This window comes from Ornithinimicrobium sp. (assembly GCF_030537745.1).
Taxonomy (GTDB): Bacteria; Actinomycetota; Actinomycetes; order Actinomycetales; family Dermatophilaceae; genus Ornithinicoccus.
In genome coordinates this window covers 37,481-47,935 of record NZ_JAUNVI010000017.1, presented here as the reverse complement: position 1 = coordinate 47,935, position 10,455 = coordinate 37,481, and the positions used below count along the sequence as shown (strand labels likewise).

Genomic DNA, 10,455 nt, shown 5'->3' with positions numbered 1-10,455 from the left:
GGCGACCGTCCGGTGTGGCTGGGGCGACCGTTCGGGGAAGGGGTGGGGGAGGGTTGCGGGGACGGCGTCGGTGGCACGACATACCGTGTCACTCATGCACTCAGGTATCGATCGCACCCACATGGATGACGCCGTCCGCCCCCAGGACGACCTCTTCGCCCACGTCAACGGTGCCTGGTTGGCCTCGGCACAGATCCCGAAAGACCGTGCCCGCTACGGCGCGTTCGACCTGCTCCGAGAGAATGCCGAGTCGGACGTGCGGGCGCTGATCGAGACTGCCGCGGAGCAGCAGCCTGCCCTCGACACCGCAGCGGGCAAGGTCGGTGCGCTCTACGCCAGCTTCATGGACACCGACCGGGTCGATGCGCTCGGCATCGATCCGCTCGTGGAGCCGTTGCGTGCGGTCGCCGCTGTCGCTACTCCCTCAGACGTAGTGCGGCTCTCGGGGCACCTGCAGCGTGAGGGTCTAGCCGGCCTGGTCAACATCTTCGTCACCGCGGACGCCGGCAGCCCGCAGGACTACATCCTTTACCTGCACCAGGGCGGCCTCGGTCTGCCGGATGAGGACTACTACACGGCGCAGACCCATGATGCCGTCCGCGAGGCCTACCGCGCCTACCTCGGGACTCTGCTGGAGCTGGGGGCGCCGGCGCTAGAGGCGGCTGGCCTGGATCTGGGTCGCGACCCCGTCGGTCGCCTCTACGCCCTGGAGGAGCAGATCGCCGATGCGCACTGGGACCGGGTCGCCACCCGGGACGCCGTGAAGTCTTACACCCGGCTCGCCCACGATGAGCTGGCCGCGCAACTGCCCGGCTGGGACTGGGCTGCCCTCGCCGAGGGCCTCGGTGCGCCCGAGGGGGCCTTCGACCACGTCGTCGCCCGACAGCCCGACGTCCTCGCCGCAGTCGGGGTGGCGCTGACGGAGGTGCCGGTCCAGGACTGGCAGGTCTGGCTCGCGGTCCGCATCCTGGACGGCCTAGCGCCCTACCTCACCGAGGACCTCGTCACGGCGCACTTCGACTTCCACGGCACCACGCTGTCCGGGACGCCGGCCAACAAGGAGCGCTGGAAGCGCGGGGTGGCCCTGGTCGAGGCGCTGCTGGGTGAGGCCGCTGGCCAGATGTATGTCGAGGCCCACTTCCCGCCGGCGGCCCGGGCGCGCATGGGTGAGCTGGTCACCAACGTCATCGCTGCTTTTCGCCAGCGGATCGCCGAGCTGGAGTGGATGGGGCAGGAGACGCGGGCCAAGGCGCTGGACAAGTTGGCGGCCTTCCGTCCCAAGATCGGCCACCCACCCACCTTCCGCGACTACACCGCCTACCAGTTGGATGCGGCTGACCTCGTCGGCAACATTCGTCGAGGCGCAGCTTTCGAGACCGACCGTGAGCTGGCCAAGATCGGCGGCCCCATCGACCGCGACGAGTGGCTGATGACCCCGCAGACCGTCAACGCCTACTACCACCCGATGCTCAACGAGATCGTCTTCCCGGCCGCGATGCTGCAGCCGCCGTTCTTCGACGTGGAGGCCGACGACGCGGTCAACTATGGCGGCATCGGGGCCGTCATCGCCCACGAGATCGGGCACGGCTTCGACGACCAGGGCAGTCGCTACGCCGGCGACGGCTCGCTGACCGACTGGTGGACGGAGCAGGACCGGACGCGTTTCGACGAGCGGTCACAGGCGCTGGTCGCACAGTTCAGCGCGCTCACACCGCGCGGTCTGGACGATGAGACCAAGGTCAACGGCGGCCTGACCGTCGGCGAGAACATCGGCGACCTGTGCGGCCTCGAGCTGGCCCATCTGGCGTATGTGATCGCCAGCGACGGCGCTGCACCCGAGCTGGACGGCTGGTCTGCGGCACAGCGGTTCTTCTTGGGCTGGTCCTCGGTATGGCGAGGCAAGGCCCGGGAGCAGGAGGCTCGCCGCCTGCTGGCGATCGACCCGCACGCCCCGGCGGACCTCCGGGCCAACACGGTGCGCAACGTGGATGCCTTCCACGAGGCATTCGAGACGGCCGAGGGTGACGCGCTGTGGCTAGCCCCAGAAGATCGGGTGCGGATCTTCTAGGACTCGGCGGGGGGCTCTCTGCGAGGACTGTCTGCCGGGACTCTCTGCGAGGGGCTGCTAGGACCGCCGCTGCGCGTGCCGGACCTCGGTGATCCGGTGCAGCATGAAGATGCGCACCACCTCCTCCTCGCCCACGATGGCGCGCAGCCGCCCCACCTCCACCTCCAGCGGACGCACGAGGTGGGTGGACACCCCGCCGGACTCGTCTGCATACCCGATCCAGACCCGCTCGGCCTCGACCGCCGCCTCGCGCAGGAACGCCTTGACGACGACTGGCTCGGTGAATCCCTCGGCCGTGTCCCTGGCGGCGCGAGCACCATCGCCGCGGCGCATCAGGGCCACGACCTGCCGGGCGACGACATCGTCGACCGAGCTGACGCGGACGGGGGCGGCCATCCGCAGGGAGGTGCGCCGCAGGTGCGGGGTGGCCAGGTCCAGACCACCATCGTTGCCGTCGACGACCGGACCGTACTGCTGCTCACGCAGCAGATCCAGGACGGTCGGAGCCGGCACGGGGGAGACCAGCACGGTCGGGGCGATCCGTCGCCACTGCAGCATCCCGAGGGCGCGGTCGCGCTCGACCCGGTCCAGCAGCGCGGGGTCGTCAGAGCGGAGGTAGGCGGCGCACGAACCCACGCGCGCCTGGCCGTGGCGGCGCGCGACGTCGTGGACCAGATAATCCAGCGGTTGGGGGACCGGGGTGCTGGACGCTGCGGCGAGCTCGGTGAGCACGCGGTCAGCAGACCAGCCAAAGTCCAGCGCGCGGCGGACGCTGTCCTCGCTGAACCGGTGCACGGTCGCCCCGCCCCGAGACTCGACGTCACTGATCAACTGCATCAGGTCGCGGACCGGTCCGTCGAGTCGGCCGGGGGCGATGGCGGTCAGGTCCGCCTGCAGCAGGACATGGTCGACAGCGGGCGGGATGAGAGCCTCCATGATGTCCCCCGCGTCGTCGGTCGCGCCATCCACCACGAGGGTGCGGCCGGGGGTGCTCAACGCGCCTCGACCGGTGACGCCCGCCCACTCGGCCTCGCGCAGCGCGACCTGGAGCCCGACCCCGTGGTCGGCGGAGCGCGCAGCGCGCAGCGGGTGGCGCCACACCAGGAGTGGGGAGAGGGCATCGTCGGCGGGGGCTGCGCCCACGGGCAGCGTCGCCAGGGCGGTCAGGGTGTCCTGGCGGCGGAGGCGGGCCAGGGGGTATGACGTCTGCGTGGAGAGGGCGTTGACGCGGCCACCCTGGTCGGAGCCGACCAGGCTCGGGGCTGCCGACATCGTCCACCATGCCCGGGCCAGGGCCGCCCAGCGCGCGCCCGCCTCCTCATCCAGCCAGTCGTCGGCCGCGTTCGTGGGCACCCAGTGCGCATCGGCGGAGGGCCGGTCCGCGCTGTCGTCGATCGCGACGAGCCCGGCCGCATGCGCCGTCTCCAGCAGCCACGCGGTCTCGTCGCGGTCGATCTCCAGGTGCGTCGCCAGACGCGACAGGTCACGGACTGCGAGGCCTCCAGCGCGAAGGACGCGTGGCGGGCGGACGCCCCATACATCGATGAGTTCGGTGACCAGCACGATGAGTTCTGCGGCCCGTCCGCCTGCAGCGGCGTCGACGACCTCCGGGTCCAGGGCCGATGACTCCACCACGGGCGGGTCGATCGTGGGGTGCCGGTGCAGGCGACCTTCGCGCAGCACGAGGGCGACCTGGCGGGGGAGCTGGACGTGGGTGTCATCGACCCTGCTGAGCAGGCCTGCGCGGACGAGCTCGGCACCGGCGCGCGCGATGGGACTGCCCACGGGGGCGCCCGGTGCACCAGACTCGTCCGGCAGCTGGAGAGCACCGACGGGCGGACCCCAGGCGAGTGCGTCGAGGATGCTGCGCTGGCGCGGGTCCAAGCCAGCGACCGCCCTAGACAACTCGGCGCGTGAGGGGGCGTCCTCGACGTCTGGGCCCAGGCCGGCCGGGTCGCCGATGAGTTCGCCGACCGCCCGCGCAGGTCGCATCCCCTCCGGCGCCACCCAGCACAGCGCGAGCTGATGCAGCCGGGAGGTCAACGCGCTGGCCCGTGCTGCGCTCGTCCCGAGCAGCTCGGCCACGACCGCGTTGTCGGCCGGTGCGGCGACCACCACCGCCTCCAGTGCCTGCAGATGCGCCAGGTCGAGCGCGTCGAGGGCGCGCTGGATGCTGGACCTCGTGGTGGCCCGGGCCGCGAGCGAGGTCACGTCAGCTGGTGCCGGGCGGGCGAGGTCAGGTCGTGCCTTGAGGAGCGCCGCGAGGTCGTCGTCGGGGCGCCCGCGCAGGTCGTCGGCCAGGGACCTCACGCGAAGAGCGCTTCGTAGACGCCCTCGAAGCGGGCGAAACGCTCGGTGTAGTAGGGGCGCCGGGAGTAGTCCGGCGTCAGCGTCTGACCGCGCACCGGCTTTGCCCGCCGGACGTCCGGGGCCAAAGTCTCCAGCGCCAGCAGCGCGGTCCCGTGCAGCGTCGAGCGCCGCATCGTGATCGGCGTGACCGAGGTGCGCATGGCGTCGGCCATGACCTGGAGCAGCTCGGGGACGTCGCTGGTCACGCTGCCGCCGCAGTAGAGCTTCTCGGGCTGCGGAGCGACCTCTCGCAGCTGCCGGGCGATGCGTGCATAGGACAGCGCGATGCCTTCGACCACGCCGCGATAGACCTCAGCGGGTGCCGATCCGGCCCCCACGCCGATCACCACCGCGCGGGCACCCGCGGCCCACCCGGTGCTGCGTTCGCCGGTGAAGAACGGCAGGACGAGCGGGGTCGTCTCGTGCGGCTCGGCGGTCAGCACTGCGGAGAGGTCCTCCGGCTCGATCTGGTCGACGGCTAGCGTGACATCGGCCCAGGCCAGCGCTCGGCCCACGTCGTTGAGCGCCCCGCCCAGCAGTGCCCGGTCGTGGGAGACGCGATAGCACCACAACCCGGGCGGCAGCTCCTCGGGCATCTCGCGCACGAGCACCCGTAGTGCGCCGGACGTGGCGCACGAGGCCCCGATGGTCGTCTCGTCGTGAGCGCCCAGCCCGACGTTGGCGGCCAGACCGTCGGTGACCGTCGCGAACCACTTGGCGTCCTGCAGGCACGGCCAGCGCTTCGCAATCTTGGAGGCCCACTCGGGCTCGATCTCCAGGGGCTCGTCGAGGTGCCGGATCGGGGGCAGCTGGTCAGGGCTGATGCCCGCGATCTCGACGAGCTCGACATACCACTGCGCAGTGTGCCGGTCCACCATCCCGGTCCAGGACGCGGTGGAGGTGCCGGTGGCGAGGGTGCCGGTGAGGGCGAGCTGGAGGTAGTCACCGAGGGAGAGGAAGGTGGCCGCTTGTGCGAAGACCTCCGGCTGCTCTTGCGCCAGCCAACGCAGTCGCGCCGGCCAATAGCTGGAATGGACACGGGTGCCGGTCCGCTGCTGGAGCGCCTCCTCGCTGAGCTCCTCCCGCAGCTCGACGACCTGGTCCGCGCACCTTCCGTCGGCGTAGGTGAAACAGGGGGTCAGTGGGGCTCCGTCGCCGTCGATGACGACCAGCGACGAGGCGAAGGTGTCGAGCGCTACGCCCGCGACCGGCGTGCCCTCCAGAGCCGCCGTGAGCCGGTCGACGATGGTGCCGATCTCCTCGACGATCTGGTCTGGGTCGATCTCGGAGGTGCCGTCGGAGGCGACGGTAAAGCTGTGCGGCACCTTGACGCGCTTGCCGACCGGGCGCCCGTGCGCGTCATAGATCATGCCGCGACTGGCGGTGGAGCCCACGTCGAGTGCCAGAACCAGCGGCGGCACGGCATCCTTGAGCTCGATATCGAAGTCCGAAGCCATAGGGCCCCACTCTAGGCGTCCGCGACGCCGTCACTGCACGCGTCCACCTGGGCCGACATGGCAGGATCGGGGCCGTGCATCCCTCGACCGCGTTCGCCGCCGTTCTCGTCGATGAGCTGATCCGCGGGGGAGTGCGGGAGGTGGTGCTCGCGCCGGGGTCGCGTTCGGCACCGCTGGCCTACGCGCTGGAGACGGCGGACCGCGCTGGCCGGCTGCGGCTGCACGTGCGGGTGGACGAGCGTTCAGCAGGCTTCCTGGCGCTCGGTATGGCGAAGGTGTCCCGTCGGCCGGTGCCCGTGGTCACCACCTCCGGCACCGCGGTCGCCAACCTGCATCCCGCCGTGCTCGAGGCCCACCACAGCGGGGTCCCTCTCCTCGTCCTCTCGGCGGACCGGCCCGCGGAGCTGCGCGGGACCGGTGCCAACCAGACGACGGTGCAGCCGGGGATCTTTGGCCAGGTGGTGCGTTGGCAGGCCGACCTGCCCGCGCCTGCGTCGGTCTCGGCGGGGGCCAATGCCTCCTGGCGCTCGACGGTCTGCCGGGCGCTGGCTTCCGCGCTCGGTCCGGCCGGGCGTCACGACGGCGGCCCGGTGCACCTCAACGTCTCCTTCCGCGACCCGCTGGCACCCGACCTGGCCAGCCTCGAGCCGGCCCCGACGGGAAGGGAGGGCGGCGGCCCCTGGACCGAGACGCTGAGCGTCCCGAGCCTGCCGAGGGCCTGCGTGGCGTCCCTGGAGCGGACCGTGGTCCTGCTCGGGGACCTGCCCGACCCACAGCTGACGCGTCTGGCTCTCTCCTGGGCGTCGCAGGCCGGGTGGCCTGTCCTGGCCGAGCCGTTTGGGGTGTTGGCGACCGGTGACCACGTCGTGCCGCACGGGGTGCTGGTCGCGGGCCGGCTGGCTAGTGAGGACGGCTCTCCGCTCCTTCCCGACCGGGTGGTCGTGGTGGGACGCTTGACGCTCTTTCGCGAGTTCGGGGCGCTGCTGCGACGGCCTGGGGTGCGGGTCGAGCAGGTCGCCGCCACGCACCAGTGGTCCGACCCGTCGCATGTCGTGCAGCGCGTGCACGGGCTCGACGTGCTGGCCCAGGCGCCGGAGCCGTCGCCCGGTGCGCGTGAATGGATCGACGCGTGGGTGTCGGCGGGCAGAGGACTCCACGACGCCGTGCGCGCGGTCGTCGAGGACGGACTCACCGGCCCCGGTGCGGCAGCGACCGTCGCGGCTGGGCTCACCGATGACGACATCCTCGTCCTCGGGTCCTCCAACGCCCCGCGCGACCTCGCCCTGGTGCTCGACGGGACGGGCCCCTCGCCGTGCGTCGTGGCCGGTCGCGGTCTGGCCGGCATCGACGGGACCGTGTCGACCGCCGTCGGCGTCGCCCTCCTCCGACCGGACGCGAGGACCGTCGCGATGATGGGCGATCTCACTTTCCTGCACGACATCAACGGCGTGCTCATCGGCCCGGCAGAGCCGCACCCGGATCTGACCCTGGTGGTCGTCAACGACGACGGCGGCGGCATCTTCTCCACCTTGGAGTATGGCGAACCGAGCCGTTCCGCGACGGCAGAGACCGCAGCAGCGACGGAGCGGGTCTTCGGGACCCCGCACGGCACCGACCTGGCGTCCCTGTGTGCCGCCCACCACGTGGGGCACGTCCGCGTCGACTCCCTGGGTGGGCTCGCCACAGCGCTTGACGAGCGGGCTCACGGCATCAGGGTGATCGAGGTGCCGCTGGAACGCGCCGGGCACCGACGGCTCCGCGACCTCCTGCGACGGGGGCACGGGTTAGCCCGGTCGAAGCGGCAGCAGTCCGCGAAGTAGGCGTGCACCTGGTCGTGCCGGGCACCGTGGCACCGGATTCGGTGCTAGAAGTCGATCGACGCGGCTGGTTCGCTGTCGGCGCGGAAGGCGCGCGAGAGCTCGCGCAGCGCGCCAGCGCGGATCTGTGTGATGCCGTGCAGCGGCGCCAGAGAAACCAGTGATCGCCCGCCGGGGTATGCCGCGCCTAGCGCGGCGACGGGCACGGTGAGGTCTGGAGGATCGTCGGAGCGCTCGCAACTGGCCGCCCCGCGGGCATCGACCCGCAGCCGCCACCGGCCGGCGTTCCAGGGGCAGAGCTCGTCGGTCACGTCGAGGACTAGGTCGCACGGAGCGGAGTAACCGCGGCCGGTGAGTGCGTGGGGCAGGTCGACGATGCGCACCCACAGGCTGTCGTAGACGCGCGGGTTGGCCGAGCGTGGCCCGCCCGCCCACCACAGCAGCGGGTCGTCCATCGAACGACCCCAGAAGGTGACTTTGCTCGTCAGGTCGAGGTCGAGGAGGCGGCGGGCCAGGGCGAGCAGGCTGGGCAGGTCGACTGCGCCGAGCTCCGAGACGTCCACGGTCCCCTGCGGCGTCGCGTCCTGCCACTTCGACTCGCGGCGGAACACCGCATACCCGCTGATCGCCCCGTCACGACGCGCGAGGAGCAGTCGACGCGGCTCCTTGCTGCCGCGGGACTTGGGGAAGTCGCGATACCACTGGTCTGCCTTGCTGTCCGGGCGAGTGACGGCCCCGAGCGTCGTGGCGGCGCAGGCCAGATGGGCCTGGTGCAGAGCGGCCAGGCCGTCCGCGGTCGGCAGCGTGACCACGTGTGTCTGGACTCCGCCCACCGCAGCTTCGACATCCGGCGATGGGGTCAGGGTGGTGCCGCGGCCCAGCTCCAGCTTGACCTCCGTCGTGGCGTGCCCGTAGCCGAACCTGCCGTAGATGCCCGCCTCGCTCGCGTGCAGGCCGGAGATGGCGCACTCCGTGCCGTCGTGGACCCGGCGCAGGTGGTCGCGGATCATCTGGGTGAGCAGGCCCTTCCGCCGCGCGTCAGGGTGGACACCGACCCACGTCAGGCCCGTCATCGGGACGACGGCGAGACCATCCGCGGGGCCAGGGACGGTGAGGGTCATGTCGAAGGCGCTGTAGATGCCGACCAGAGGCGCCGCGGACGTCACCTGCTCTCCGGGCAGCGGTCCTTCGGGACGCTCGGCGCCACGGGCGTGGGCGAAGTCGAGGTCGCCCTCCAGGTCCTCAGGTGTGCCGCCGGGCTGCACCTCGAACCAGACCGTGTCCTCCAACTCCTTGATCCGGGGCAGGTCGTCGCGGGTCAGGTCGACCATGGTCCACGTGCGTCTCTGCGCGGGGAGGGTGGGCGGAGTGGAAGGCGTCTCGTCGGTCACACCCAGCAGTGTCCACCCAGCCGGGCTGCGGGCCAACCCATTTCCTGGCCTACCCTTGAGAGGTCGCGAGCCTCACCGCGACACCCCCACCCCCAGCACACCGCCGCCGAAGGCGCACGGGCCTGTCCTGCCTGCCATCGCCATACCCGAGGAGTTGCGTGAGCACCGCACCCGTCACCACTGCCCGTGGGTCCGTCGTCGCGGTGCTCGGCGTCTTCGGCGCCGCAGGCTTCCTGCTGGGTCAAGGATTGGCGCGGGTGCCCGCGATGCGGGACGCGATCGGGGCGGACAAGGCCGAGCTGGGGCTGGCGCTCATGGGGATGGGGCTCGGGTCCCTGCTGGTGATGCCGCTCACCGGGCGGTTCGTCGATCGCTTCGGCAGTCGTGCGGTCGTGACGGCGACGGTCCTGATGGCGTGCCTGGGGTGGGCGGTCGTCTCGCTCGTCACGACGGTGCCGATGCTGCTGCTGGCGCTGGTATTCACGGGCGTGGCGGTGGGTGTCTGGGATGTCGCGATGAACATCCAGGCCACTCATGTCGAGCAGCAGCGCCCCCGTGCCTGGATGCCTTACTTCCACGCGGCGTTCTCCGGGGGCGCGGTGCTCGGCGCCGGGACCGGGGCGCTGGCGGCGTGGAGCGGCGTGGGCCTGGTCCAGTTGCCGGTGCTGGCTGCGGTCGCAGCGGTAGGCGGCGTGCTCGCGGCCGCACGCTTCGTGCCCGAAGGTGGTGAGGGGGACGACGGCGGTGAGGTCGTGCCGCGGCGGGGAGTCACGCGGGTCGAGATCCTCATCGGCTTGGTCTGTCTGGCGGGCGCGCTCGCCGAGGGATCGGCCAACGACTGGCTCGCGTTGCTGCTGGTGGATGTGCACGCTGCGCCGGAAGCGTTCGGCGCGCTGGCGCTGACTGCTTTCAACCTCACGATGATGATCGGGCGACTGCTCGGCGGCCCGGGGATCGACCGCTTCGGTCGTGATGTGGTGGTGCGGGGAGGCGGCGTGCTCGCGGCGGTCGGGATCCTCGTGGTCACGTTGGTGCCCTCGCTGGCCGCCGCCCTGGTGGGCGGGCTGGTCTGGGGACTAGGGGTAGCGACGATCTTCCCCGCGGCGATCTCGGCCGCGGGCGAGGTGCGTGGGCGCGGTAACCGTGCCATCACGGTGGTATCGACCATCGCCTATGGAGGATTTCTGTTTGGGGCCCCCAGCATCGGCTTCCTCGCAGAGCACTTCGGCCTGGACCGCGCGCTCTTCATCGTCGTCGCCTTCCTGGTCCTCATGATCGCGCTCTCGCCGGTCATGCGGGATCGTCCTCGGAAGGGTTCCGACCTCGCCGGGTGAGGGCCAAGGTCGCGCCGGCCGGAAAGGTCGATGAACCCC

General features: G+C 71.5%; 6 protein-coding genes. 3 read left to right on the top strand and 3 right to left on the bottom strand.

Going from position 1 to position 10,455, the window contains the following annotated elements; all coding sequences use genetic code 11:
• Positions 1 to 94: 94 nt before the first annotated feature.
• Entirely contained in the window at positions 95 to 2,068 is a 1,974-nt protein-coding gene (locus tag Q4P07_RS05725; protein ID WP_303373937.1) for a M13 family metallopeptidase, read from the top strand.
• Positions 2,069 to 2,125: 57 nt separating this feature from the next.
• Here the strand turns inward: Q4P07_RS05725 and Q4P07_RS05720 are convergent, their stop codons facing one another.
• On the bottom strand, positions 2,126 to 4,378 hold the full coding sequence (locus tag Q4P07_RS05720) for a helicase-associated domain-containing protein (protein ID WP_303373936.1): 2,253 nt from the start codon (positions 4,376 to 4,378) through the stop codon (positions 2,126 to 2,128).
• Complete coding sequence (locus tag Q4P07_RS05715) at positions 4,375 to 5,874, bottom strand: gluconokinase (protein WP_303373935.1); 1,500 nt, start codon at positions 5,872 to 5,874, stop codon at positions 4,375 to 4,377. The genes Q4P07_RS05720 and Q4P07_RS05715 overlap by 4 nt, the downstream gene beginning before the upstream one ends.
• Before the next feature lie 74 nt (positions 5,875 to 5,948).
• Between Q4P07_RS05715 and menD the strand changes: the two genes are divergently transcribed.
• Entirely contained in the window at positions 5,949 to 7,694 is a 1,746-nt protein-coding gene (gene menD, locus Q4P07_RS05710) for a 2-succinyl-5-enolpyruvyl-6-hydroxy-3-cyclohexene-1-carboxylic-acid synthase (RefSeq protein ID WP_303373934.1), read from the top strand.
• Between the two features lie 44 nt (positions 7,695 to 7,738).
• On the opposite strand, the gene Q4P07_RS05705 is transcribed toward menD, so the two are convergent.
• The gene (locus Q4P07_RS05705; RefSeq protein WP_303373933.1) at positions 7,739 to 9,082 is read right to left on the bottom strand and encodes a GNAT family N-acetyltransferase; all 1,344 of its coding nucleotides are present in this window, start codon (positions 9,080 to 9,082) and stop codon (positions 7,739 to 7,741) included.
• 158 nt (positions 9,083 to 9,240) lie between these two features.
• Here Q4P07_RS05705 and Q4P07_RS05700 point away from each other — a divergent pair, with 158 nt between their 5' ends.
• On the top strand, positions 9,241 to 10,416 hold the full coding sequence (locus Q4P07_RS05700) for an MFS transporter (RefSeq protein ID WP_303373932.1): 1,176 nt from the start codon (positions 9,241 to 9,243) through the stop codon (positions 10,414 to 10,416).
• Positions 10,417 to 10,455 lie beyond the last annotated feature (39 nt).